Consider the following 25,296-nt stretch of genomic DNA (forward strand, 5'->3'; position numbering starts at 1 on the left):
CGCGTCACCGGTTTGCAACATTTGCCATGGCCGGCCGGCTGCTCCATACGCTGCCGGCCATGAGCTACACCATCGGCCTCGCCACCACCTTCCACGACCCCGCCATCGCCATCGTCGATCCCAATGGCGAGGTCCTGTTCGCCGAGGCGGCCGAGCGCTATTTGCAATACAAGCGCGCGCCGAACTGCGAGCCGGACACGGCGGCGCGGATGGAAAGCCTGCTCAAGCGCTATATCCCCAAGGGCGCCGAAATCAGGCTTGCGACCAGCTGGGGCGAAGAATTCACCGGCTTCCTCGACCAGATGAGCCGCGCTGGCTCCTTCAGCCTCGATTCACTGCTCAAGCTTTCGCCCGCCTTCAACCGCTCGCTCGTGCCCGAGCGCAGCGAGCGCGCTCTGATCGCCAACCTGCATCACCAGCAGCAGCGCGCCGGCCTCGGCACCTTGCTCGGCCTCGACCGCGCCTTCGGCGAGGCGAAGGTCACCGGGATGAAGCGCTACGGCCATCATCTCAGCCACGCGGCTTACGCCTCCTGGTCGTCGCCCTTCCGCGATGCCGCCTGCCTCGTCGTCGACGGCATGGGCGAGACCGGCGCCTCCGCCATCTTCGCGCTCAGGGATGGTCGCCTCACCGAGCTGAAGCGCCATCGCGGCCGCGAATCGATCGGCTTCTATTTCGGCTTCGTCACCGACCTCGCCGGCTTCGACCAGGCCAAGGGTGAGGAATGGAAGATCATGGGGCTCGCGCCCTATGGCAAACGCGACGCTGAGCTGCTCGCACTGCTGCGCAAGCTCTATCGCGTCGAGGGTACCAAGCTCAGCTTCGCCGATGCCGCGACGGTCCAGAGCGTCGCCGACGAGATCCTCGCCCGCCGCCCCGCCGATGCGCTCGACAAGGGCTGGGCCGATCTCTCGCGCTGCGGCCAGGACGTCTTCGCCGAGATGATGGAGGCGCTGCTCGCCGAGACGGCGGCGCTCTGCCCGTCGGAGAACCTCGTGCTCGCCGGCGGCTGCGCGCTCAACTCCTCCTTCAACGGCAAGATTGTCGGCCGCCACGGCTTCAAGCAGGTTCACGTCCCCTCCGCCCCGGCCGATGACGGCAACGCCATCGGCGCCGCCTGGCTCGCCCATGCCGAGGCGAACCCGGACTGGCAGGCACCGAAGGGGCCGATGAGTCCCTATCTCGGCTCGTCGCTATCGACCGAACCTTTCGAGCGCATGGCAGCCTGGGAGCCGCGCCTGAAGAAACTCTCGCCTGACCAGATCATCACCGCGACGGCCAGGCTCCTCGCCGAAGGCAAGCTGATCGGCTGGGCGCAGGGACGGGCCGAGTTCGGACCGCGCGCGCTCGGCAACCGCTCGATCCTGGCCGATCCGCGCCCCGCTGACGCCAAGGACATCCTCAACGCCAAGGTGAAGTATCGCGAGGCCTTCCGGCCCTTCGCGCCCTCGATCCTCGCCGAGCACGGCCCCGACTGGTTCGAGAACTACCAGGATGCGCCCTATATGGAGCGCACCCTGACCTGGAAGGAGGCGGTGCGCGATCGTATCCCCGCGGTCGTCCACGAGGACGCGACCGGGCGCCTGCAGAGCGTCACCGCCGAGCGCAATCCGCGCTATCATGCGCTGATCTCGGCCTTCCACGCGCTCACCGGCGTGCCGGTGATCTTGAACACCTCGTTCAACATCATGGGCAAGCCGATCCTGCACAGCAGCGAGGATGCGATCCTGATGTTCTATACGAGCGGGCTCGACGCACTGGTGGTCGAGGACTGGCTGCTGGTGAAGTGATCGCCGCTTCGGTCGCAGAGGCTTATCCGGACATGAAAAAGGCGGCGCTCACGCGCCGCCTTTTCGATTCCAAGAAAGTGAAGTGGCTCAGCTCGCCTGCTTGACGGCGATGCCCTTCTCTTCGAACAGCGCCTGCAATTCGCCGGCCTGGAACATCTCGCGGGTGATGTCGCAGCCGCCGACGAACTCGCCCTTGACGTACAGCTGCGGGATGGTCGGCCAGTTCGAATAGGCCTTGATGCCTTCGCGGATCTCCTGATCCTCGAGCACATTGACGCCCTTGAACGGCACGCCGACGTAAGAGAGGATCTGCACGACCTGGCCGGAGAAGCCGCACATCGGGAATTGCGGCGTGCCCTTCATGAAGAGCACCACATCGCTGGATTTCACTTCGGCATCGATACGGGCGTTGACGTCGCTCATGACATTTATCTCCAAATGCGGGTTCAAGGCCCGCCGGATGAACTCGTTCTAATTCTGGGGAACCGTCGTCGTCAGCGCAAGGGCATGCAGCACGCCGCCCATGTTTCCTTGCAAGGCGGCATAGACCATCTGGTGCTGCTGCACTCTGCTCTTGCCCTTGAAGGCAGCTGAGGTCACGGTTGCGGCATAATGATCACCGTCGCCGGCAAGATCCTTGATCTCGACGATGGCATCGGGGAACGCCGCCTTGATCATACGCTCGATCTCGCTTGCTTCCATCGCCATGGCAGATCTCCTCAGGGCATTTTCAAGCGAAGTGGAAACCGGTTCGCGCGAAGAAAATGCGTCAAAACAACTCTATCCGGCCTTGCCGGCCATGTAGTCCGGCAGCCAGCTCTCATGTGTCTTCCGCAGGTCGGCAATCGAAACAGCAGCCTCGCCCGGCAGGATCAACGCTTCACCACCGGTAGAGCCGAGATGCCAGGTCGACACCCCCGCCGCGATGGCATCCTTTTGAAGTTGGTTGATCTCGTCATACGGGCAGGTCACGACATATCGGGCCTGGTCCTCGCCAAACAGGAAGGCATGGCTTGGCATGTCACCCGGAATCTCGCGATGGGCTCCGGGGACATCCATGAAATCAAGCTCGGCGCCGATACCCTTCGCCATCGCCATCTCGGCGAGCGCGACGGCAAGACCGCCATCTGACAAATCGTGGCAAGCGCTGAGACGGCCAGCCGTGATCAGCCCGCGCACGAACTCGCCATTGCGACGCTCGACCGCAAGATCGACCGGCGGCGGCGCGCCCTCCTCGCGGCCGCAGACGGTCGCGAGATAAGAGGACTGCCCGAGCCAGCCCTTGGTCTCACCGATCAGGATGATCGCCTCGCCCTCGGCCTTGAAGCCGATGGTGGCATGCTTCGTCACATCGGCGAGCACGCCGACGCCGCCGATGGTCGGGGTCGGCAGGATCGAGACACCGTTGGTCTCGTTGTAGAGCGAGACGTTGCCGGAAACGACCGGGAAGTCGAGCGCCCTGCAGGCCTCGCCGATGCCCCTGATGCAGCCGACCAGCTGGCCCATTACCTCGGGCCGCTCCGGATTGCCGAAATTGAGGTTGTCGGTGATGGCGAGCGGCAAGGCTCCGACCGCGGTCAGGTTGCGCCAGGCCTCGGCCACCGCCTGCTTGCCGCCCTCGAACGGGTCGGCCTCGCAATAGCGCGGCGTCACGTCGGCGGTCATGGCGAGGCCCTTCGGCCCGTCCTCGATCCGGACGATGCCGGCATCGCCACCCGGCGTCACCGCCGAATTGCCGAGGATCAGCGTGTCGTACTGCTCGTAGATCCAGCGCTTCGACGAGAGATCAGGCGAGCCGACCAGCGCAAGCAGCGCCTCGGCGTTCGACATCGGCGGTGTCACGCTGGCGGCCTCGACCACCGGACGCTTTGGCGTCTCGACCCAGGGACGGTCGTATTCGGGAGCCTCGTCGCCGAGCTCCTTGATCGGCAGGTCGGCCATGGTCTCGCCGTCATGCTTGACGACGAAGCGCAGCGTGTCGGTGGTCTTGCCGACCACGGCGAAGTCGAGGCCCCATTTGCGGAAGATCGCCTCGGCCGGCTCCTCATGGCCGGGCTTGATCACCATGAGCATGCGCTCCTGGCTTTCCGAGAGCATCATCTCATAGGCGCTCATCTGCGCTTCGCGGCAGGGCACCGCATTGAGATCGAGCTCGACTCCGAGATCGCCCTTGGCGCCCATCTCGACCGCCGAACAGGTCAGGCCGGCCGCGCCCATGTCCTGGATCGCGTCGACATGGCCGGCGGCCATGATCTCCAGGCAGGCTTCGAGCAAAAGCTTCTCGGCGAAGGGGTCGCCGACCTGCACGGTCGGACGCTTCTCCTCGGCGCCCTCGTCGAAGGCGGCCGAGGCCATGGTCGCGCCATGGATGCCGTCGCGACCGGTCTTGGAGCCGAGATAGACGATCGCCTTACCGACGCCCGAGGCCTTGGCGTAGAAGATCTCGTCGGATCGAGCGAGGCCGACCGCCATGGCGTTGACCAGATTGTTGCCGTCATAGCGGCGATGAAAGCCGGTGGCGCCGCCGACATTGGGCACGCCGAAGGAATTGCCGTAGCCGCCAATGCCGGCGACGACGCCGGAGACCAGATGGCGGGTCTTGGGATGCGACGGGTCACCGAAGCGCAGTGCGTCGAGCACCGCGATCGGCCGCGCGCCCATGGTGAAGACGTCGCGCAGGATGCCGCCGACGCCGGTGGTCGCGCCCTGATAGGGCTCGATGAAGGACGGGTGGTTGTGGCTCTCCATCTTGAAGACCACCGCGAGCCCGTCGCCGATGTCGATCACGCCGGCATTCTCGCCCGGGCCCTGGATCACCCAGGGCGCCTTGGTCGGCAGCGTCTTCAGGTGGATCTTCGACGACTTGTAGGAGCAGTGCTCGTTCCACATCGCCGAGACGATGCCGAGCTCGGTGATCGTCGGCTCGCGCCCGATCAGGTGCAGGAAGCGCTGGTACTCGTCCGGCTTGAGGCCGTGCTCGGCGACCAGCTGCGGGGTGATCTTGATGTCGTTGGGAATCACGCGGCCTGTTCCTGACGGAGGGGGCGAGCCAGGGGCTCGATCTCAAGCGGGGGCAATAGCCCGAAAACGGCCGCTGACACAATCGCTGGGAGCGCCTAGCCGACCCCGATCTCCGCCATGGCAGCACGCAGCTTGGCCGGGATCGGCACCGGCGTCTGCGGCCCGCGCTCGACATAGACATGGGTGAAGAGGCCCTGCGCCGCCGTGAGCGCCCCGCCCTGCCGGAATATCCCGATCCGGTAGGTCACCGAGGAGCGCCCGAGCTTCTCGACCGCGAGCGCCCCCTCGACCACCTCGGGAAAGGCGACGCTCTCGAAATAATTGCAGCGCGTGCCGACGACGAGGCCGACGATCCTGCTCTCCGTCACATCGAGGAAGCCCTGCTCGATCAGCCAGGCGTTCACCAGCGTGTCGAACCAGTTGTAGTAGATCACATTGTTGACGTGGCCGAAGACGTCGTTGTCGGCCCAGCGCGTCGGGATCGTGCGGAACAGGCGGAAATCGGCCCGCCCTAGCCTGACCGGCTTCTCGCTCATGGCTTCTCCCCGCGCGCCTTGTCGCCGGCGCCGAGTTCGGGAACGCCGAGCGCATCCGCCAATCGCGCCTTGGCAGAGCCCGGCCGCAGCGGCTTCTGCTGGCTCTCATGCGGCGCCCAGCCCGAGAGCCAGACGATCTCGAAGGTGGCGCGCAGGCGCCCGTCCGGATCGGCAAAACGCTCGGCATAGAGCTCAGCCGCCCGCAATAGCACGCCGCGCCGCAGTGGCTTGCGGCTGCGCTCGGAGAGCGCATTGGCCCAGCCCATGGCGCGCAGGTCGCGCAGCAGGCCGAACATGTCGCCATAGCGCACGGTAACGCTCTCGCTGTCGATGACGGGCAGCGCGAAGCCGGCGCGTTGCAACAGCCCACCGAGATCGCGCAGGTCGGCGAAGGGCGCGACGCGCGGGCTCGCGCCGCCGGTCAATTCGACCTCGGCCGCCAGCAGCGACTGGCGCAATTCGGTGAGGCTCTGGCCGGCGAGCAGGCAGGCGATGAAGAGCCCGTCGGGCCTGAGCGCCCGTTTGATTTGGATGAGGGCGCCGGGCAGGTCGTTGACCGCATGCAGTGCCAGCAGCGAAGCCGCGAGATCGAGCGATTCCCCCGCGAAGGGCAAGGCTTCGAGATCGCCGACAAGCGCAGAACTGTGATCCGCGACCTCGGCCATGCGCAACAGGTCGCCAGCCCTCGCCTGCAGCACCGGCGCAGCCAGCGGCAGCGGCGTGCCGAGATCGGCCGCCCGCTCGAAGCGCCGGAGCACCGCCGACAGCCGCTCGTCGAGATCGCCGACACAGCGCGCCACCAAAAAATCGGGATAGCCGGCAGAAAGCGCCGCCGCGAGGCGACGGCGATAGAGCGCGCGGTCGAAGACGACGGAGCTCACCGCGCGCCTCGCTTCATTCCATCCCTTCGAGCTCGATGATCAGCCCCTCGATCATCTTGAGCCCGATCTGCCAGAAGGCCGGATCGCGCGCATCGAGGCCGAACGGCTTCAACAGCTCGGAATGGTGCTTGGTGCCGCCGGCCGAGAGCAGCGCGAAATAGCGCTCCTGAAAGCCCGAGGCCGAGTTCTGGTAGACGCCGTAGAGCGAGTTCACCAGGCAATCGCCGAAGGCATAGGCGTAGACGTAGAAGGGCGAGTGGATGAAGTGCGGGATATAGGCCCAGAAGGTCTCGTAGCCCGGCCCGAGCCGAATCGCCGGACCCAGGCTCTCCGACTGCACGCTGAGCCAGAGATCGCAGAGGTTCTCAGCCGTCAGCTCGCCCTGCCGGCGCGCCTCGTGGACCTTGCGCTCGAAGGAATAGAAGGCGATCTGGCGCACGACCGTGTTGATCATGTCCTCGACCTTGGCCGCCAGCATCGCCTTGCGCTGCTTAGGGTCCGTCGTTCCGTCGAGCAGCTTGCGGAAGGTCAGCATCTCCCCGAACACGCTCGCCGTCTCGGCCAGCGTCAGCGGCGTCGGCGCCATCAGCGCCCCGTTTGGTCCGGCCAGGACTTGGTGCACGCCATGGCCGAGTTCATGCGCCAACGTCATCACGTCGCGTGGCTTGCCCTGATAGTTGAGCAGGACGTAAGGGTGCGCCGACGGCACGGTCGGATGCGCGAAGGCGCCCGGCGCCTTGCCCGGACGAGCCGGCGCGTCGATCCAGCGCTCGTCGAAGAAGCGCTGCGCGATTCCCGCCATGTCAGCTGAGAAGTCACCATAGGCCGAGAGCACGGTATCGCGCGCTTCCGTCCAGGGGATCGTGCGCTGCTCGACCTTGGGCAACGGCGCGTTGCGATCCCAATAGTCGAGCACGTCCTGGCCGAACCAGCGCGCCTTCAGCTTGTAATAGCGGTGCGACAGACGCGGATAGGCCTCGCGGACAGCAGCAACCAGTGCATCGACCACCTCGCGCTCGACCCGGTTCGCGAGGTGGCGCGAGTCGGCGACGTCCTCGAACTTGCGCCAGCGGTCGGAGATCTCCTTGTCCTTGGCGAGCGTGTTGGTGATCAGGCCGAAGGTGCGAAGATGCTGGCGGAAGACGGTGCCGAGCACCTCCGCCGCCTCCTTGCGCACCGCGCCATCGGCGTCCTGCAGCCGGTTCAGCGTCAGTTCGAGGGTGAGTTCGTCGCCGCCGGCATTGAAGCGCAGCGAGGCGATCGTCTCGTCGAAGAGCCGGTTCCAGGCGCCGTGGCCCGTGACCGACTTCTCATGGAAGAGTTCCTCGATCCGGTCCTCGAGCTGGTGCGGCTTGTCCTTGGCGAGGTCTTCGAGCCACGGCTTCCAGTGGCTGAGTGGCGCCTGCGCCGCCGCCTTGGCCAGCAGCGCCTCGTCGATTCGGTTGAGTTCGAGCCCGAAGAACAGGAGCTCGGTCGAGATCGCGGTGACCTTGTCCTGCGTGTCGCCATAGAACTTGGCGCGCTGCGGATCGGTAGTGTCGCCGGAATAGACCAGGCCGGCATAGGACATGATCTTGCCGACCAGATCCTCCAGCCCCTCATAGGCCTTGACCGCCTCGGTCAGCGCAGCGCTCGCATCCTCGCGCGCGGCGAGCGCCGCGAGCTTGCCGCGATAGAGCTCGGCGAAGCGCCGCGCCTCGGCCGCCGCACGCTCGACATCGGCAGCGAAGACCGGCGAATCCATTGCCGGGTAAAGATGCGTCAGATCCCATTCCGGCAGGGCGCCGAGCGCCTCGGCCGCGCCTCCGGCATGGGCAGCGCGTGCGGTTGCGGGACGGTCGAAGGGGCGGGTCATGTCGTCTCTGCCTCGGCCTGTCGGGAAGGATAGCGGCCCTCTCATATGCGCGGCCCGCCGCCCGCGATCAACGGCGGTGCGGCCACACCCGCCCGATTTCCTGCGCGAGGTGCCGGCTTAAGCGGGGCTTAACCGTTCTCCCTGACAGTGACCCGAAACGGAACAGCCGATTCCGGCTAACAGTCTGGCCTGCCGAGGTTTCATGTCCGCAACCATCCTCGTCGTCGACGACGATCCCGTGCAGCGCCGGCTGCTCGATGCGATGCTGAAGCGCTTCGGCTACGAGGTCGCGCTCGCGGAAGGTGGCGAGCAGGCGCTTGCTGCCCTCGTCGACGAATCGCGGCGCATCGACTGCCTGATCCTCGACCTCGTCATGCCCGGCCTTGACGGCATGGGCGTGCTGGCCGCGCTGCGCGAGCGCGGCAGCGAGGTGCCGGTGATCGTCCAGACCGCCAACGGCTCGATCGAGACCGTCGTCGCGGCGATGCGCGCCGGTGCAGTCGACTTCGTGGTCAAGCCGGCCGGGGCCGAGCGCCTGCAGGTCTCGCTCAAGAACGCGCTCAAGCTCGGCGCTCTCGAACACGAGATCCGCTACATGAAGCGGCGCGCCTCCGGGCAGCTCGGCTTCCGAGATCTCGCCAGCAAGAGCCAGGACATGGGTCGCGTCATCCAGCTGGCGGAACGTGCCGCCCGCTCCAACATCCCGATCCTGATCGAGGGTGAGTCCGGCGTCGGCAAGGAGGTGCTGGCCCGCGCCATCCAGGGCTCCAGCGACCGCCGGGGCAAGCCCTTCGTCACGGTGAATTGCGGCGCGATCCCGCACAACCTCGTCGAATCCATCCTGTTCGGCCATGAGAAGGGCGCCTTCACCGGCGCGACCGAGCGCCACATCGGCAAATTTGTCGAGGCCAATGGCGGCACGCTCTTCCTCGACGAGGTCGGCGAACTGCCGCTCGATGCGCAGGTCAAGCTGCTGCGCGCCATCCAGGAGAGCGAGGTCGATCCGGTCGGCGGCAAGAAGTCAGTACGCGTCGACATCCGCATCATCTCGGCGACCAACAAGAGCCTGCTGGAGCAGGTGAAGCGCGGCGAGTTCCGCGAAGACCTTTACTATCGGCTCAACGTCTTCCCGATCACGCTCCCGCCGCTGCGCCGGCGCCGCGAAGACGTCGCCGACCTCGCCCGCGGCTTCCTCGCTCGTTTCGCCGCGGAAGAAGGCCGCAAGCTGCGCGGCATCAGCGCCGAGGCACTCTCGCTGCTCGCCGACTATGACTGGCCCGGCAATGTCCGCCAGCTCGAGAACGCGATGTTCCGCGCCGTCGTGCTCTCCGATGGCGACGAGCTCACCGTCGCGGAGTTCCCGCAGATCGCCGCGCAGATGGACGGCTTCGATGTCCGCATCCCGCCGGCGCCGGCCTCGATCGCCAGCGAGCCGCGCGGCGAGGCGCCGCCCCGCGTAATCCAGGTGCCGGTCCGCGATCCCAATGCGCTCGACCTCGTCGCAGGCTCCGACATGCGCACGCTCGACGAGCTGGAGCGCGAGATCATCAAGTTCGCGCTGGCCCATTATCGCGGCCACATGTCCGAGATCTCGCGCAAGCTCGGCATCGGGCGCTCGACGCTCTACCGCAAGCTCAAGGATTACGGGCTGATCGAGGGCGAGGACGCCGCCGACGGCGCCGACGCGGCCTAGCGAACCCGCAGCGAAACGCGCTCTGCAGCCGACAGGGGACGGGTTGCAGAGGGCGAAATATCGGCCGCTGTTGCAGGGCGGCATCTTGTCGAAGCAGGTCGAGTCACGCAGTTATCGGCGTGGATCGGCAAGGACCGGGGAAGTTCATCGATGTGCCTTCGCCGTCTGGCGGAAACCGTCTCAACCGCCGCGCTTGGCCTGTCGCTCGCGCTCGCTGCCGCGACCGCGCAGGAGACGGCAAGCGGGATCGGTCAGCCGCTGCCTGAACAGCCCGCTCTGGTCATTCTCAAGACCGACGCCGAGCCGCAGCAGCTCGACATCCCTGCCCCGGCGCAAGTCACGCTCGATCTGCGCCCATCTGCCGACCTGCAATCGGCCGAAGCCGCCGAGGCCAAGGAAATCGTCACCGGCGCGCTCTCGACGAGGCCGGACCGGATCGAGGCCGAGCCCGATCTCGACCCGCCGGAGATGCCGCCGGTCGATCCGGCCCTGACGAAACCGGCCGAGGCACCGCAACCGCAACTGGCCAAGCCGTCTGCGCCACAGATTGATCTGCCGCCCTTGCCCGAGGTCGCGGTCACGCTGCCGGCCGGGCTCGAACTCTCCGGCCGGATCGCGGCCCAGGCCGAGATCGCGGCTGCCCTGCCGCGCCTCTCCGCCCGCGAGCGCGCCGACATCGTCGCCGCCTACGCCGCCAACGAGAACCGTCCGTTCTGGGTCGACGGCAAGGATCTCGGCGCCGCCGGCAAGCAGGTCGTCGCGCAGCTCGGCCGCGCCGGCGATGATGGCTTGCGGGCCGGCGACTATCTGCTCCCGGTCTTCGAAGCCAGCGACAAGGACAGCCTCGCCGCCGCCGACATCAGGCTCTCGGCACTCGCCGTGCTCTATGCCCGCGACGCCCGCGGCGGCCGCCTCGACCCGCGCCGCCTGTCGAAGCTGATCACGCCGAAGCTCGAACTGCCCTCGGCGACCGAGGTGCTGTCGGAGCTGACCGGCGCCGCCGATGCCGGCGCGGTGCTAGCCGCCTATAATCCCCGGCATACCGGCTATCAGCATCTCAAGGCCAAGCTCGCCGAACTGCGCGCCGACAAGCCCGAGACGCCGATCGCCCGCATCCCGGCCGGCCCTGCCCTCAAGGTCGGCATGCGCGACGAGCGCGTGCCGCTCGTCCGCGCCCGGCTCGGCCTCGGCACCAGCGAGGAGCCGGTCTACGATCGCTCGACCGCGCTGGCTCTGGCCGACTTCCAGAAGCAGGCCGGCCTGCGCGCCGACGGCGTGCTCAGCGACCAGACCGTCGCCGCGCTCGCCATGCCGCGCTCGACGCGGCTGGAGAGCGACATCATCGCCCAGATGGAGCGCTGGCGCTGGCTGCCGAGCGATCTCGGCGAGAACCGCATCATCGTGAACATTCCCGAGTACAAGATGCGCGTCATGCACGGCGACAAGGTCGCCTATGAGGCGCGCGTGATCGTCGGTAAGCCGGAATCGGCGACTCCGGTCTTCTCGCACCGGATGGAGCACGTCGTCGTCAACCCGTCCTGGTTCGTGCCGCCCTCGATCCTGAAGAAGGAGTTCCTGCCCGGGCTCGCCAACGATCCAAACTACGCCGCAAGGCGCGGTTATGTCGTGACGCGGGCCAAGAACGGCAGCATCTCGGTGCGCCAGCCGCCGGGCGAGCGCAACGCGCTCGGCTGGATCAAGTTCATGTTCCCGAACGACCACGCCGTCTACCTGCACGATACACCGAATCGCGGGCTGTTCGGCGCCGGCAAGCGCGCCTTCAGCCATGGCTGCGTCCGCGTCGAGAATCCCTTCGCCCTCGCCGACCAGGTGCTCGGGCCGGAGTGGACGAGCGAGCGGCTGAAGCGGCTGATCGGCTCCGGCGAGCGCACCATCAAGCTGCCGCAACCGCTGCCGATCCACCTCGTCTACGAAACCATCGTCGTCAACGAGGCCGGCGCCGTCTCGACATTCGACGACATCTACGGTTTCCACAGGCTGGTCAGGAACGCGCTCGAGCAACGTTCCTGACCGATTCTGCTGCGAAAAAGTCCCATTCGGCACGGTTTCGCCACGATCTGCCGGTAGCGAGCAATCTTGCTTGCCGGATTCCGGCGGGGGTGTTGTCTCGCCGGTAACCTCCCGTTAAGCCTTCTCGGCAACTGTTCCTTCACGTTTACCGCTCCGGCTCGCCCGGCGCTTCGAGACGAGTCTGACAGAGTGAGCAGGTCGAAAGCCGAGATCGCAGCACGGCTCCCGCAGTCTTTGCGGAGCAGCAAACGTGTCGGCTTGCTCCTGATCGCCAGCGCGAGCCTCCTGGTCCTCGGTGCACGCGGCACGCAGAACGCCGTCGCCAACGGCGACACCCGCACCATCACGATCAAGCACATGCACACCAAGGAGGAGACGACTGTCACCTTCAAGCGTGACGGCCGCTACGATTCCTCGGGGCTGGAAAAGCTGAACTGGGCGCTGCGCGACTGGCGCACAGACGAGCCGATCCGGATGGACCCGCGCCTGTTCGACATCGCCTGGGAGGTCCATCGCAAGGTCGGCTCCGACCAGCCCTTCCACGTCGTCTCGGCCTATCGCTCGCCAGGCACCAATTCGATGCTGCGCCGGCGCTCGCGCGGCGTCGCCAAGCACAGCCAGCACATGCTCGGCAAGGCGATGGACTTCTATCTGCCCGATACGCCGACCGCCCGCATGCGCGAGACCGCGATGCGGATGCAGCGCGGCGGCGTCGGCTTCTATCCCGGAGCCCACACCCCCTTCGTCCATCTCGACGCCGGCTCCGTCCGCTCCTGGCCGCGCATGACCCGCGACCAGCTCGTGCGCCTCTTCCCCGACGAACGGACAGTGCATCTGCCGGCCGACGGCAAGCCGCTCAGCGGCTACGAGACCGCCAAGGCCGAGATTCTGTCCGGCGGCGGCTCCGTGATGGGCTATGGCGCCGGAGATTACGACGAAGGCGCGATCATGGCCTCCAGCAGCGGCGGCAAGAGCTTCTGGGCCGCACTGTTCGGCGGCGACGACGAAGAGGCTGACGCCCGTCCGACCCGCGGCCGTGCAGCCGCACGCCGCGCTCCGACCCCACAGCCGACCGTCATGGCCTATGCCGGCGACAGCAACAGCGGCGATGGCGGCCGCTTCGCCGTCTTCAACGCGCAGCCGGCCCAGCCCGAACCCTCCGGTCGCGCTGTGTTGCGCGACCGTTCGAACCGGGCGACGACGACCACCTCGCAGCCGCCGGAGGAGACTCAGGTCGCGGCCCTTGCTCCTGCCCAGGCCGCTCCGCCCGAACCGCCGAAGCCAAGCCCGATCGCAACCGCGCTGCCCGTCGCGCGTCCGAGCGGCCTGACGCCGCCGACACCGAATCTGCCGGCCGGCTCACCCCAGCTAGCCGCTTTGGCGGCGGAAGCCTCGGCGCTGCCGTTACCGACAGCCGAGCAAAGGCTGATTCTGGCTTCGCTGCCGCCGCGCCGACCTGACGACCTTCCTGGCCCCTCTCTCGAAACCATCGTCACCGGTCGCTCCGTCTCGGCGCCGCTACCGCCATCGCGCCCGGTCGCACTGGCGAGCCTGTCGACCGAAGGCCTGCGGCTCGGCGAAGAAGCTGAGGACGCCGTCCCTGCCGGCGCCAAACTCGTCAATGTCAGCCACCCGCTGCCACCGATCCGCCCGCGCCCGCCGGGCGCCGCACCGGAGCAGGCAGGCACGACCCAGATCGCCGCGCGACCACGCACGACCCCGATCGCCGCCGAGTACAATGCCGATCGCGCCGGCCTCGACTCGCTCTTCGCCGCGGTCTCGGCCCCGGAAGCGCCACCCGCCCGCCGCGCGACGGTCGCGACCGCCAAGGCGAAGACGGGCTCGGAAGCCCATGCCAAGGGCTGGGTCGCTGGCGCGAATCCGGCCGCGGCGCTCGGCTTTTCCGCGGCCGAACCTAGCGATGTCGGCACCAGCGGCTTCACCGGACCGGCGGTCAAGGCCCTTCCAACGACCTTCGTGCAGAATTAACCGACGGGTCCGGCTTGCATCTTTCGTCATCACGTTGACGTAGCGCGCCCCGAAGAAAACACGCAGAATGCAACTCGCCGCTGTACGTTACCGCGGCAGCAATGCACTGGCGGGGGCCTCATGCTCGACGGTTTGCACTCGAAATTGGCGGGCGCTCGGCGCTCGCTCTGGCTCGGCTCTCTGCTGTCGTTCGCCATTGCCGCTTGCCCGAACGGCGCGTTCGCGCAGCAGCCGGCACCGACCGCCGTCCCGGTCGGCACCGTCTCAGCCGAGAAGCGCGCGATCACGCAGACCGCCGATTTCGTCGGGCGCATCGAAGCGGTCAACCGCGTCGATATCCGAGCCCGCGTCACCGGTTACCTCGAGGACGTACTGTTCAAGGACGGATCGACCGTCACCGAGGGCGCTCCGCTCTTCCGGATCGAGCGCGCGCCGTTCGAAGCGGCGGTCGAGCAGGCGCAGGGCGCACTGGAGCGTGCCCAGGGCACCTTGCAGAACGCCACCGTGCAGCGTCAGCGCGCCGAGGACCTGTTGCGCACCAGTGCCGGCTCGGTCGCCATCCGTGACCAGCGCGTTGCCGAGGAGAAGGGCGCACAGGGCGACGAGACCACCGCCGCCGCCAACCTGAAGACCGCCCAGATCAATCTCGGCTATACCGAGATCAAGGCGCCGATCGCCGGCCGGATCGGCCGGACCAAGGTGACCAAGGGCAATGTCGTCGGGCCCGATAGCGGCGTGCTGGCCCAGATCGTCAGCGACAACCCGATGTACGTCACTTTCCCGGTCAGCCAGCGCGAGTTCCTGGCGCTGAAGACGAACCGTTTGCCGGCAGACGGTCAGGCGCCGCTCGTCAGCCTGAAATTCTCGGATGGCTCAAGCTATGACCAGAAGGGCCGCGTCGACTTCGTCGATGTCTCGGTCGAGCGCGGTACCGACACCGTGCTGGTGCGCGCCACCCTGCCTAACCCCGACGGCAAGCTCCTCGACGGCACGCTGGTGCGTGTCGGCGTCCAGGCGCCTCAGAGCGAGGAAAAGGTGCTGGTGCCGCAATCGGCGCTGATCGCCGACCAGCAGGGCTCCTATGTCTTCGCCGTCGAGGACGGCAAGGCGGTGGCCAAGCGCGTCAAGGTCGGGGCCGAGGCGGGTGCCTATGTCGTGATCGACCAGGGCCTTGCCGGCAACGAGCAGATCGTCATCCAGGGCCTGCAGAACCTCCGGCCTGGCGTGCCGGTGCTCGCTTCGCCCGTGACCCCGCCGGTCGGCCGGAGCTGAACCGATGCTGAGCTCCGTCTTCGTCGACCGGCCCCGGCTGGCGATCGTCATCGCGCTCGTCACCACGATCGCCGGGCTGATCTCGCTGTTCGCGATCCCCGTCGCGCAGTATCCGGACATCGTGCCGCCGCAGATCTCGGTGCGGGCCGTCTATCCCGGTGCCTCCGCCGCCGTGGTCGAACAGACCGTGGCCCAGCCGATCGAGGCCCAGATCGTCGGCACCGACAAGATGCTCTACATGAAGAGCGTCAGCGGCAATGACGGCAGCTATTCGCTGCAGGTCTCGTTCGAGCTCGGCACCAATGCCGACATCAACAACGTCAACGTCAACAACCGCGTGCAGCTCGCTTTGTCGAAGCTGCCGCAGGAAGTCCAGCGCAGCGGCGTGACGGTCAAGAAGCAGTCCTCGGCGCTGCTCGGCGTCATCGCGGTCTACGCGCCCAAGGGCAATTACGACACGCTGTTCGTCTCGAACTACGTCACCATCAACCTGCTCGACGCGATCAAATCGACGGCCGGCGTCGGCGATGCCATGCTGTTCGGCGCGCAGGACTACGCCATCCGCGCCTGGGTCCGTACCGACGCCCTGACCGGCCTCAACCTGACAACCGGCGACATCATCGCCGCCATCCAGGGCCAGAACGCGCAGGCCGCGGTCGGGCGCATCGGCGCGCGGCCGATCTCCGATGACCAGCAATTGCAGCTCAACATCCAGACCAAGGGCCGCCTGACCTCGCCGGAGGAGTTCGGCAAGATCGTGCTGCGCACCAATGCCGACGGCTCGGTGCTGCGGCTCTCGGACGTCGCGCGCCTCGAGCTCGGCGCCGCCAATCTCGACCGCGACACCAGGCTCAACGGCGGTCCGGCAGTGCTGATCGGCGTCTATCAGGCGCCGGGCGCCAACGCCCTCACCGCCCTCGATTCCGTCAAGAAGACGATCGGCGACCTCCAGAAGTCCTTCCCGGACGGTCTCGAATGGAAAGTCACCTACGACCCGACCGCCTTCGTCACCGCCACGATCCACGAGGTCCAGAAGACGCTGATCGAGGCCTTCGTCCTCGTCGTCCTCGTCGTCTACATCTTCCTCGGCAATCTCAGGGCGACGCTGATCCCGACCATCGCCGTGCCGGTGAGCCTGGTCGGCGCCTTCATCGTGCTCAACGCCATCGGCTATTCCGCCAACACCGTCTCGCTGCTCGCCGTGGTCCTCGCCATCGGCATCGTCGTCGACGACGCCATCGTCGTGATCGAGAACGTCGAGCGCGTGATGGAGGAGCACCCCGAGCTCTCCCCGGCCGAGGCGACCAAGCGGGCGATGGGCGAAATCGTCGCGCCGATCATCGCGATCACGCTGGTGCTGCTCTCGGTCTTCGTGCCGGTCGCCTTCATCCCCGGCATTTCCGGCGAGCTCTTCCGCCAGTTCGCCGTCACCGTCGCGGTCGCGATGGTGCTCTCGGCGATCAATGCGCTGACCCTGTCGCCGGCGCTCTGCGCCATCCTGCTCAAGCCCCATCACGGGCCGCGGCGCGGGCCGATCGGCCACATCATGCGCGGCATCGACTGGACACGCGACCGCTACGGCGACGGCGTAGCGCGCCTCGTTCGCGTCTCGCTCATCAGTCTTGCCCTGACCGCGGCCTTCGGCGCCGGCATCTATGCGATGGGGCGCATCACGCCGACCGGCTTCCTGCCGGAGGACGATCAGGGCGCCTTCTTCGTCGTCGCCCAATTGCCCGATGGCGCCTCGATCGGCCGGACCTCGGCGCTCGCCGCTGAGGTCGAGGGCATCCTGAAGACCGAGAAGGCGATCGCCGACTATTCCACGGTCATCGGCCTCAACTTCATCGACAACTATTCCCAGCCCAATGCCGGCTTCTTCGTGGTGACACTGAAGCCGTTCGACCAGCGCACCAGCCCGGAAGACACGGCCCCGGCGGTCATCGCCCGCCTCGCCCAGAAATTCCGCAACGTCCGGGACGGCAATGTCGTGCCGGTCGCTCCCCCGCCGATCATCGGCCTCGGCACCGGCGGCGGCTTCAGCTATGTGCTGATGGACATGGGCTCCTCGGATCCCAAGGCGCTCGGCCGAGCCCTGCGCGGCCTCACCGTCGCCGCCAATCAGGACCCGCAATTGCGGCGGGTGTTCTCGACCTTCTCGGATTCGGCGCCCTCGATCTATCTCGACATCGACCGCGACAAGGTCCAGATCCTCGGCGTCGCGCTCAGCGACGTCTTCCAGGCGCTGCAGGCCTCGCTCGGCGGCTACTATGTCAACGACATGAACCTGTTCGGCCGCACCTGGCAGGTCCAGGTCCAGGCCGAGGGCACCGACCGTGCCTCGGTCAACGACATCTACCGCATCAATGTCCGCAACAAGTCCGGGGACATGGTCCCGCTGCGCTCCTTCGTCGAGGCGCGGGTCGAAGTCGGCCCGCAGGCGCTGATCCGCTACAACAACCGTCTGGCGGTGACGCTCCAGGGCTCGCCCGCCCCGGGCGTCTCCTCCGGCCAGGCGCTGAAGGCGATGGAGACGGTCGCGGCCAAGACGCTGTCATCAGGCTATCGCGGCGAATGGACCGATGTCTCCTTCCAGGAGAAGCGGGCCGAAGGGCAGACGGGGATGATCCTCGCCTTCGCCCTGCTCTTCGCCTACCTCTTCCTGGTCGCGCTCTACGAGAGCTGGACGATCCCGGTGCCGGTCCTGCTTTCGGTCGCGGTCGGCGTGCTCGGCGCCTTCGTCGCAATCGTCCTCGCCAAGCTGACGCTCGATCTCTACGCCCAGATCGGCATCGTCGTCCTGATCGGCCTCGCCGCCAAGAACGGCATCCTGATCGTCGAGTTCGCCAAGGAGCTGCGCGAGAAGGGGCATCCGCTCCTGCACGCAGCGACCGAGGGCGCGCGTCTGCGCTTCCGGCCGGTGATGATGACGTCCTTCGCCTTCATCCTCGGCCTCCTGCCGCTCGTCATCGCGGAAGGACCGTCGAAGCTCGCGAGGCGCGACGTCGGCACGCCGGTCTTCGGCGGCATGCTGTTCGCGTCCATCCTCGGCATCTTCGTGATCCCGGCGCTCTACGTCGTATTCCAGGGCCTGCGCGAGCGCCTGCGGCCGGGAGCGCGGCCGAAGGTCGAGCAGACGCCGACGCCGGCCGAATAGCGGGGCCTACTCCCGGTCGATCGGCCAGGCCTTGAAGACGTCGAGCGCCTCGCAGGCAGCGGCCTGACGCGCCAGGGCTGGCCAGCGCTCCGCCGGGGCAAATTCCGGGATGACGAAACGGCAGAATCCCCAAGCGATCGTGGCGGCGATGTCGCCCGGCCTGAGCTCCGGCCCGGCCCCGATCTCGCCACGTTCCGCCGCTTGGTCGAGCAGGTCGAGCGCCGTGTGGAGCTGCGCCAGGATGCGTTCCTGCCAGTTCTCATAGCGCTTCTCCTCCGGCCGCTTGCGCTCGTACTCGACCGAGACCGCCTTGTCGGCCGCGACGATGCCAATGCCGGTCAGACTGAGATCCCGGACCCGCGCCGCCTTGTCGGTCGGCCGCAATGAGCGGCCGGCAACATCCTCGAAATGCTGGATGACCAGCAGCGAGTCGGTGATCACCGTGCCGTCCTCGGCGACCAGCGTCGGCGCCTTGATCAGCGGATTGATCTTGCGGAACTCCGGCATGTGCCGGAACACCGAGACCGAACGATGCTCGAAATCGAGGCCGAGCAAGGTCCCGGTGATGGCGGCGCGCCGCACATAGGGACTGTCGAGCATTCCAACCAGCAGCATGGCGATCTCCCATTGTCGTGGGCGGAACACTGGCTGCTGGCGGCGCGCTTGCCACGCGAATTCGCGTGAAGCGCGACTTCACGCCATTTGATGCTCGTCGGCTGGATAGTCCTCCGGAGCCAGTTCACCAGCCGCGATCTTCGCCTGCACTGCCGCCTGGCAGGGATCCCAGGAGGGCGCGTTGCCGAAGCGCTCGAGCATCAGGTCGATCAGCACCCGCACCTTGCCGGACACGTAAGGCCCGGGCGGACGCACGACATGAAGGGCGCTCTCTCGCATCGGATAGCGCCAGAGGATGTGCTCGACCGTCCCGGCACGGATCGCGTCGCTGGCGATGAAGGTCGGCAGGACGGCGATGCCCAGCCCGGCTTCGGCCCAGCGCAGGAGCGTGTCGCCATTGTCGGAGCGCAAGCGGCTGGAGGGGCGCACGGAGACCCAGCGCCTGTTCATGCGAAAACCCCAGTCGACGACGCTGTTGCCCGAATAGACCAGGCATTCGTGGCGGGCGAGATCGAGCGGCGTCTCCGGCCTGCCGTGGCGGGCGAGATAATCCGGACTGGCCAGCACCGCACCCTTCACCGGAGCGATGCGACGCGCCACCAGGGTCGAATCCTTGAGCGAGCCGATCCGGATCGCGGCATCGAAGCGCTCGCCGATCAGGTCGACCTGACGGTCGCTCGCCTCGACATCGAGCTCCAGCCGAGGATGCCGCTGGGCCAGCTCCGCCAGCACCGGGGCAAGGTGACGATAGCCAAAGGAGAGTGGCATCGACAGCCTGAGCCGGCCGGTGACGCCGTCGCTCTGCTGCGCCACCGCCTCGCGCGCCTCGGCGAGCTCCGACAGGATGCGCTCGCCGCGCGCCTTGAATTCCAGCCCGGCCTCGGTGGCGGCGACACCGCGCGTCGTCCGGCTGAGCAGCCTTGTGCCGAGATCGGACTCCAGCCGGGCGATGCGGCGGCTGACGATCGATTTCGCCAGGCCAAGGCTATGGGCAGCCCGACCGAAGCCGCCGGCGTCGACGACGGCGACGAAGCTCCGGATATCGTCGATCTCTGACATGAAGCGTTCCTGCGTGAGCAACAGAGTGGTGCCCAATATGGGCATTCTGGTGCGGCAAGTGAACCGCTACCTCTGCCTCATCAAATCCCGCTCTCGCAGGAAGGGCGCCTGAAGGGGTGCTCCGAGAAAACCACCCGTTTCTTCGGCCTGCCGGTGTGACACGCGTTCACAGATGAGGAAGCCATGCTCGACAAGCTTAAGCGGCGCCGTACGCAATATGCCCTCGGCAAGAATCTGCCGATCTCCGAAACGCAGGTGGATGGCCTGATCCGGGAGGCGATCCGCCTGTCGCCCTCCAGCTTCAACTCGCAAAGTTCCCGCGCCGTCATTCTCTTCGGCAGGGAGAGCGACAAGTTCTGGAGCATCGCCAAGGAGGCGCTTCAGGCGATCGTGCCGGCTGCTGACTTCCCCGCGACAGCCAAGAAGATCGAGGCTTTTGCGAGCGGCGCCGGGACGGTGCTGTTCTACGAGGATCAGGAGCCGGTGAAGGCCCTGCAGGCGAACTTCCCGCTCTACGCGCACAACTTCCCGATCTGGTCGGAGCATTCGACCGGCATGGCACAGCTGGCGGTCTGGACCGCGCTTGCCGATGTCGGCATCGGCGCGAGCCTGCAGCACTACCATCCGCTCGTCGACGCGGAAGTCGCCAAGACCTGGAATATCCCTGCGTCCTGGAAGCTGACGGCGCAGATGCCTTTCGGCTCCAATGAGGCGGCCTTCCAGGAGAAGACCTTCATCGACGACGAGCTGCGGTTCCGCACCCATCGTTGACCGCAGCTCGGAGACGAGCAGCGCTAGGTCCAAGCTCATCGCCTGAGCAGCGCCCTGAAAAGCAAAACGCCGCCCGAGTATCCCTCGGGCGGCGTTTTGATGTTCGCTAGCTCAGCCTCAGGCGCTCTCGCCGACCGCCTGGAGATAGAGGTCGAGGATCGCCTCCTCTTCCTTGCGCTCGTTGAGGTCGCGCTTGCGCAGCGCGATCACCTTGCGCAGCACCTTGACGTCGTAGCCATTGGCCTTGGCTTCGGAATAGACCTCCTTGATGTCGTCGGAGATCGTCTTCTTCTCTTCCTCGAGCCGCTCGATGCGCTGTACGATGCTCTTGAGCTGGTCGCCTGCAACCGGATCGTCCATTCTCAAACCCTTCTTCGGAAATTGGCCGCAGGGGTTCGCAAGGATGGGCGGCAAGGTCAAGCGAGAAGCGGCCTGAGTTCACATCTCTCGTGCCGCAGCCAGCGCTCCCGGCAGCAGCCGCGCCAGTCTGAAGCCCCAGGCGCGCGCCGCATGCGGCTCGCCGATCAGGTCCTGGCGGATCTCGATCAGTGCGTCGAGCAGGCCGCGGCGGGTGGCATGGCGGTCGATCGTGTCGCCGGGCAGGCCACCATTATAGGGCTCGTTGTCGCCAACGATGAGGTCGCCCTCGGCCTGCAGCGCCGCGATCAGCGCCTGCGCCAGCCGGCCCTCCCTGTCCCAGAGCACGCCGGCATGCCAGGGCCGCGGCACGCCCTTCCAGAACGGTGTGAAGGAATGCAGCGAGACGACCGCCGGCGGATGGCCGGCAGCAAGCGCCGTCTCGATCGCAACGTCGATGGCTGCGTCATAGGGCGCGTAGTAGCGCGCAATCCGTTCAGCGATCCCGGCGTCGTCGATCCGGGCATTGCCCGGCACGATCGCGCCGTCCGAGATCCGCATCACCAAGGTCGGATCGTCGCGGCCGCGATTGGGATCGATCAGCAGCCGCGAGAAATTGCTGAGCACGGCGGGAGCACCCAGCGCCTGCGCCATCGCCCGCGTCATCTCGGCGGCGCCGATATCGTAGGCGATGTGGCGTTCGAGCTGCTGCGGCGGCAGGCCGAGCAGGTTCAGCTCAGCCGGTATCGCGTTGGTGGCATGGTCGCAGAGCAGCAGGATGCCCGTCGCGGGGCTCCCCTCGATAATTTCGACATCGCCGGGCTGCCGGGCAGGCGCAACGCTCTGCAAGCCCTCGTCCGCGCGCATCATGACCTCGGATTACATCATCAAATCGCGGGTGACGCCCGCGCCCGCGCGACATAGAAGGGGCTGAGACGAAAGTCGATTGCCAACAGCAGATTCGCAAGAGGAAGACGCTTGGAGCAGCGGCAGGACGCAATCGCAGGGCAGCGACACGTTGCGCGGCGGATTTTCGACGCCGCCGTGGCAAGAGCCCATCCGCAGAGCTGGCTTGCCGCGCATCTGCCCCCTCCGCCACCGAACGGCCGCCTAATCCTGCTCGCCGCCGGCAAGGCGGCCGGCAGCATGACCGCACTGGCCGAAGCCCATTATCTCGACACGCTGAAGCTCTCGCCCGAGCGCTTCCTCGGTCATGCCGTCGCCCGCCATGGCTACGAGACCGCAACGCGCCATATTCCGATGCTGGCTGCCGGCCATCCCGTGCCCGACGAAGGCAGCATCGCCAGCGCGACGCGGGCGCTCGAGCTTGCAGCCTCCGCCACGGCCGACGATCTGGTGCTGGTGCTGCTCTCCGGCGGCGGCTCGGCCAACTGGGTCGCGCCGGCAGGCTCCCTGACGCTTGCCGAGAAGCAAGCCGTCAACAAGGCGCTGCTGCGTTCCGGCGCGCCGATCGGCGAGATGAACATCGTCCGCAAGCGGCTCTCGCGCATCAAGGGCGGCCGCCTCGCGCTCGCCGCCGCTCCCGCCAAGGTGCTCACGCTAGCGGTCTCCGACGTGCCGCATGACGACCCCGCCGCGATCGCCTCGGGCCCGACCGTGCCCGACCCGAGCACGATGGCCGATGCCCGCGCCATCGTCGTCCGCTATGGGCTGACATTGCCACCCGCCGCACAGGCCCTGCTCGCCGACGACGCCAGCGAGACGCCCAAGCCTGGCGATTCCGCCTTCACCGGTAGCGAGTACCGCATCGTCGCCCGCCCTGCCGACGCTATCGCCGCGGCGGTGAAGGCCGCCAGCGAGGCCGGTTACGAGCCGATCGATCTCGGGCCCGATCTCGAAGGCGAGGCCCGCGACGTCGCGGCCGCCCAGGCGGTCCGCGCACGCGAGCTCAAGGCCGCCGGGCGCCGCGCCGCCCTCATCTCCGGCGGTGAGCTCACCGTCACCATCGCCGGCGATGGCCGCGGCGGGCCGAACCAGGAATTCGCGCTGGCCCTGGCGATCGCGCTTGGCGGAGAACCTGGCATCATCGCGCTCTCCGGCGATACTGACGGCACCGATGGCGGCGGCGGCGAGGCGGCCGACCCGGCCGGCGCCGTCATCGACGAAACCACACTGGCGCGTGCTCGCGATCTCGGCCTCGATCCTGCCCAATCGCTGGCCCAGAACGATTCGACCGGCTTCTTCACCCCGCTCGGCGATCTGTTGCAGACCGGCCCGACCCTGACCAATGTCAACGACTGCCGCGTGATTCTGATCGATCCAAGACCCAATTCATGAGCCGAAGCGGATTTCTTCTTCCTGCAATGCTTGCCGCCGGGCTGCTCCTGGTCGGCGCCGGCCCGGCGCTGGCGGATCTGCGCATGTGCAACACCACCGGCAGCCGCGTCGGCGTCGCTCTCGGCTATCGCGATGCCCAGGGCTGGGTCACCGAAGGTTGGTGGAACCTGGCGCCGCGCGCCTGCGAGACGCTGCTGCGCGGCACGCTGGCGGCGCGCTTTTACTACGTCCATGCCGTCGACTACGACAAAGGCGGCGAGTGGACCGGCAAATCCGTCATGTGCACGCGCAACAAGGAATTCACGATTCGCGGCATCGAGGATTGCCTGGCGCGCGGCTACGAGCGCTCCGGTTTCTTCGAGGTCGACACGGGCGAGCAGAAGGGCTGGACAATCCAGCTCACAGATACGGCCGGCGCGGCGCCACGACCATGAGTGCAGCGCGGCAAATCACTTGCTCTAATCGTTTGAATCGGCGAGGCCTGCCAAGAGCGGGCACAGATAAATTTTTAAGCGGGGAGTGACGCGATGAGGCGGGAACGGCGGATCAAGATCATCGCGACGCTGGGGCCGGCCTCGTCGACGCCGGAGATGTGCGCCGCCCTGTTCAAGGCTGGCGTCGACGTCTTCCGCATCAATATGAGCCACACCCCGCGCGAGGAACTACCGGCTCGGATCGCGATGCTGCGGGCGCTGGAAAAGGAGTTCCGCCGGCCGGTCGGCATCCTCGCCGATCTGCAGGGACCGAAGCTGCGCGTCGGCCAGTTCGGCGGCGATGGCGCCGTGATGCTGGAGAAGGGCGCCCGCTTCGTCCTCGACGCCGACCCCGCGCCGGGAACGGTCAAGCGCGTGCACCTGCCGCATCCCGAGATCCTGTCGGCCCTGGAGCCCGACCATCACCTCATCCTCGACGACGGCAAGATCCGCCTCGTTGTCGAGAAGGCTTCGCCGAAGCAGGCGGTGACCAAGGTCGTCGTCGGCGGCAAGCTCTCCTCGCGCAAGGGCGTCAGCCTGCCCGACACCACGATCCCGGTCTCGGCCATGACCGAGAAGGACCGTTCCGATGCCGAGGCCGCCGCCGAGGCCGGTGTCGACTGGATCGCGGCCTCCTTCGTGCAGCGGCCGGAGGACATGGCGGAACTGCGCAAGATCGTGCAGGGCCGGGCCCTGGCGCTGGCCAAGATCGAGAAGCCCCAGGCGGTCGCCCGGCTCCAGGAGATCATCGAGGCTTCCGACGCGATCATGGTGGCACGCGGCGATCTCGGCGTCGAAATGCCGATCGAGAAGGTGCCGGGCACGCAGAAGCGCATGACCCGCATGGCGCGGCGCATGGGCAAGCCCGTCGTCGTTGCGACCCAGATGCTGGAGAGCATGATCACCGCCCCGGTCCCGACCCGCGCCGAGGTCTCCGACGTCGCGACCGCCGTGTTCGAGGGCGCCGACGCCGTCATGCTCTCGGCCGAGAGCGCCGCCGGCCAGTACCCGATCGAGGCGGTCACGATGATGAACCGCATCGCCGAGGAGGTCGAGAGCGAGTCGATCTACCGCTCCATCCTCGAATCGCAGAAGGCCGAGCCGGAGGCGACCGGCGCCGACGCCATCGCCAAGGCCGCGCACGAGATCGCCGACGCACTGCACCTCAAGGCAATCGCCGCCTGGACCTCCTCGGGCTCGACCGCCTTCCGCATCGCCCGAGAGCGCCCGAACTCGACCGTTGTCGCGCTGACGCCGAATGCCGCCACAGCGCGCCGCCTCACTTTGGTCTGGGGCGTCCATTCGGTGGTGACCAAGGACGCCAGCGACGTCGACGACATGGCCTTCCGCGCCTGCAAGTTCGCGGTGCGCGAGGGCTTTGCCAAGGAAGGTGACCGGCTCATCGTCGTCGCCGGCGTCCCCTTCGGCACGCCGGGCGCGACCAACATGGTCCGCATCGCCTTCGTCGCCAAGGAGCATGTCGAGCAGGCATGAAGAGAAT

At 67.3% G+C, this 25,296-nt stretch carries 19 protein-coding genes and 1 pseudogene; 10 read left to right on the top strand and 10 right to left on the bottom strand.

The window, feature by feature from the left end; all coding sequences use genetic code 11:
* Positions 1-59 precede the first annotated feature (59 nt).
* On the top strand, positions 60-1,790 hold the full coding sequence (locus tag AC07O0_RS13910) for a carbamoyltransferase family protein (RefSeq protein WP_494624220.1): 1,731 nt from the start codon (positions 60-62) through the stop codon (positions 1,788-1,790).
* Positions 1,791-1,877: 87 nt separating this feature from the next.
* Here the strand turns inward: AC07O0_RS13910 and grxD are convergent, their stop codons facing one another.
* The 6 genes from grxD to AC07O0_RS13940 all read right to left on the bottom strand — a co-directional run bounded on the left by grxD (position 1,878) and on the right by AC07O0_RS13940 (position 8,083).
* Complete coding sequence (gene grxD / locus AC07O0_RS13915; RefSeq protein ID WP_092156865.1) at positions 1,878-2,213, bottom strand: Grx4 family monothiol glutaredoxin; 336 nt, start codon at positions 2,211-2,213, stop codon at positions 1,878-1,880.
* A gap of 48 nt (positions 2,214-2,261) precedes the next feature.
* The gene (locus AC07O0_RS13920) at positions 2,262-2,498 is read right to left on the bottom strand and encodes a BolA/IbaG family iron-sulfur metabolism protein (RefSeq protein WP_494623937.1); all 237 of its coding nucleotides are present in this window, start codon (positions 2,496-2,498) and stop codon (positions 2,262-2,264) included.
* Positions 2,499-2,570: 72 nt separating this feature from the next.
* Positions 2,571-4,811, bottom strand: a complete 2,241-nt coding sequence (gene purL / locus AC07O0_RS13925; RefSeq protein WP_494623939.1) for a phosphoribosylformylglycinamidine synthase subunit PurL — start codon at positions 4,809-4,811, stop codon at positions 2,571-2,573.
* 95 nt (positions 4,812-4,906) lie between these two features.
* Positions 4,907-5,347, bottom strand: coding sequence for an acyl-CoA thioesterase (locus tag AC07O0_RS13930; RefSeq protein WP_494623941.1), 441 nt, complete (start codon positions 5,345-5,347; stop codon positions 4,907-4,909).
* Positions 5,344-6,228, bottom strand: a complete 885-nt coding sequence (locus AC07O0_RS13935; protein WP_494623943.1) for a methyltransferase domain-containing protein — start codon at positions 6,226-6,228, stop codon at positions 5,344-5,346. The genes AC07O0_RS13930 and AC07O0_RS13935 overlap by 4 nt, the downstream gene beginning before the upstream one ends.
* Positions 6,229-6,241: 13 nt before the next feature.
* A complete protein-coding gene (locus AC07O0_RS13940) occupies positions 6,242-8,083 on the bottom strand; it encodes a M3 family oligoendopeptidase (protein ID WP_494623945.1) in 1,842 nt (613 codons plus the stop codon).
* A gap of 202 nt (positions 8,084-8,285) precedes the next feature.
* On the opposite strand from AC07O0_RS13940, the gene AC07O0_RS13945 reads away from it, so the two are divergent.
* From AC07O0_RS13945 to AC07O0_RS13965, 5 genes are all read left to right on the top strand, one after another.
* Positions 8,286-9,776, top strand: coding sequence for a sigma-54-dependent transcriptional regulator (locus AC07O0_RS13945; protein WP_494623947.1), 1,491 nt, complete (start codon positions 8,286-8,288; stop codon positions 9,774-9,776).
* 150 nt (positions 9,777-9,926) lie between these two features.
* Complete coding sequence (locus AC07O0_RS13950; protein WP_494623949.1) at positions 9,927-11,807, top strand: L,D-transpeptidase family protein; 1,881 nt, start codon at positions 9,927-9,929, stop codon at positions 11,805-11,807.
* Between the two features lie 258 nt (positions 11,808-12,065).
* A complete protein-coding gene (locus AC07O0_RS13955) occupies positions 12,066-13,796 on the top strand; it encodes a peptidoglycan L,D-endopeptidase MepK (protein ID WP_494623951.1) in 1,731 nt (576 codons plus the stop codon).
* 120 nt (positions 13,797-13,916) lie between these two features.
* Complete coding sequence (locus AC07O0_RS13960) at positions 13,917-15,068, top strand: efflux RND transporter periplasmic adaptor subunit (protein ID WP_494623953.1); 1,152 nt, start codon at positions 13,917-13,919, stop codon at positions 15,066-15,068.
* A gap of 4 nt (positions 15,069-15,072) precedes the next feature.
* Positions 15,073-18,222 (top strand): efflux RND transporter permease subunit, encoded by a 3,150-nt coding sequence (locus AC07O0_RS13965; protein ID WP_494623955.1) that lies wholly within the window; start codon positions 15,073-15,075, stop codon positions 18,220-18,222.
* Between the two features lie 408 nt (positions 18,223-18,630).
* Here the strand turns inward: AC07O0_RS13965 and AC07O0_RS13970 are convergent.
* Together AC07O0_RS13970 and AC07O0_RS13975 are read right to left on the bottom strand one after the other, a co-directional pair.
* A pseudogene (locus tag AC07O0_RS13970) lies at positions 18,631-18,837 on the bottom strand (glutathione S-transferase N-terminal domain-containing protein); the annotation flags it as partial.
* A gap of 78 nt (positions 18,838-18,915) precedes the next feature.
* On the bottom strand, positions 18,916-19,896 hold the full coding sequence (locus tag AC07O0_RS13975; RefSeq protein ID WP_494623957.1) for a LysR family transcriptional regulator: 981 nt from the start codon (positions 19,894-19,896) through the stop codon (positions 18,916-18,918).
* Positions 19,897-20,079: 183 nt separating this feature from the next.
* On the opposite strand from AC07O0_RS13975, the gene AC07O0_RS13980 reads away from it, so the two are divergent.
* Positions 20,080-20,667, top strand: coding sequence for a nitroreductase family protein (locus AC07O0_RS13980; RefSeq protein ID WP_494623959.1), 588 nt, complete (start codon positions 20,080-20,082; stop codon positions 20,665-20,667).
* Between the two features lie 117 nt (positions 20,668-20,784).
* On the opposite strand, the gene AC07O0_RS13985 is transcribed toward AC07O0_RS13980, so the two are convergent.
* Together AC07O0_RS13985 and AC07O0_RS13990 are read right to left on the bottom strand one after the other, a co-directional pair.
* Complete coding sequence (locus AC07O0_RS13985) at positions 20,785-21,027, bottom strand: DUF2312 domain-containing protein (protein ID WP_494623961.1); 243 nt, start codon at positions 21,025-21,027, stop codon at positions 20,785-20,787.
* 78 nt (positions 21,028-21,105) lie between these two features.
* Positions 21,106-21,891 (bottom strand): N-formylglutamate amidohydrolase, encoded by a 786-nt coding sequence (locus tag AC07O0_RS13990; RefSeq protein WP_494623963.1) that lies wholly within the window; start codon positions 21,889-21,891, stop codon positions 21,106-21,108.
* A 132-nt stretch (positions 21,892-22,023) separates the two neighbouring features.
* On the opposite strand from AC07O0_RS13990, the gene AC07O0_RS13995 reads away from it, so the two are divergent.
* From AC07O0_RS13995 to pyk, 3 genes are all read left to right on the top strand, one after another.
* Positions 22,024-23,322 (top strand): glycerate kinase type-2 family protein, encoded by a 1,299-nt coding sequence (locus AC07O0_RS13995; protein ID WP_494624222.1) that lies wholly within the window; start codon positions 22,024-22,026, stop codon positions 23,320-23,322.
* Positions 23,323-23,348: 26 nt separating this feature from the next.
* Positions 23,349-23,756, top strand: a complete 408-nt coding sequence (locus AC07O0_RS14000; RefSeq protein WP_494623965.1) for a DUF1036 domain-containing protein — start codon at positions 23,349-23,351, stop codon at positions 23,754-23,756.
* 93 nt (positions 23,757-23,849) lie between these two features.
* On the top strand, positions 23,850-25,289 hold the full coding sequence (gene pyk, locus AC07O0_RS14005) for a pyruvate kinase (RefSeq protein ID WP_494623967.1): 1,440 nt from the start codon (positions 23,850-23,852) through the stop codon (positions 25,287-25,289).
* Positions 25,290-25,296: the final 7 nt, after the last annotated feature.

Source organism: Allobosea sp. GW821-FHT10B12 (genome assembly GCF_059415545.1).